This window comes from Pseudomonas sp. 05N432 (genome assembly GCF_056396945.1).
This window is the reverse complement of sequence record NZ_JBFTMM010000062.1, coordinates 1-799: the sequence shown is the minus strand read 5'-3', so window position 1 is coordinate 799 and position 799 is coordinate 1. Positions and strand designations below refer to the sequence as shown.

1 protein-coding gene is annotated in these 799 nt (G+C 62.2%); it reads right to left on the bottom strand.

Features of this window, described 5'->3' with window-relative positions; genetic code table 11:
- Positions 1-799 (bottom strand): immunoglobulin-like domain-containing protein (locus AC1DHT_RS29200; RefSeq protein ID WP_477761593.1); only part of this gene is annotated, 799 nt, incomplete at both ends.

Here is a 799-nt window from a genome sequence, read left to right as displayed (position 1 = left end):
GGGTCACTGTCATCGGCGTACCGGCCGGRTTGGTCAGGGTCGCGGTGTAGGTGATCTGGCCGCCTTCGGTAATCGTGTTGTTGGCGGTGAGCGTCAGCCCGGTGTTATCGATCGAATCGGTGATCGTGGTAACGGCCGGGGTGGTGCTCGGGGTCAGCTGCTCGAAATTGCCGCCGGTGGTGTTTTCGATGGTGGTGCTGACGGTGCTGCCGTTTTTGTAAACGTCATTCGCCGGGGTGTCGACCACCACGGAACCAGTGGTTTTACCGGCCTCGATGTTGATGACTGCACCGTTGGACAAGGTCACGCTCATCGCGGTGCCGGCCGGGTTGGTCAGCGTCGCGGTGTAGGTGATCTGGCCACCTTCGGTAACCGAACCGGTCGCCGTCAGGCTCAGGCCGGTATTGTCGATCGAATCGGTGATCGTGGTGACCGCCGGCGTCGTGCTCGGGGTCAGCTGCTCGAAATTGCCGCCCGTGGTGCTCTCGATGGTAGTGCTGACGGTGCTGCCGTTTTTGTAGACGTCGTTGGCCGGGGTATCGACCACCACGGAACCGGAAGTCTTGCCGGCTTCGATGTTGATCACTGCACCGTTGGACAGGGTCACGCTCATCGCGGTGCCGGCCGGATTGGTCAGCGTCGCGGTGTARGTGATCTGGCCGCCTTCGGTGACCGAACCGGTTGCTGCCAGGGACAGCCCGGTGTTGTCGATCGAATCGGTGATCGTGGTGACCGCCGGGGTGGTGCTCGGGGTCAGCTGCTCGAAATTGCCACCGGTGGTGCTTTCAATGGTGGTGCT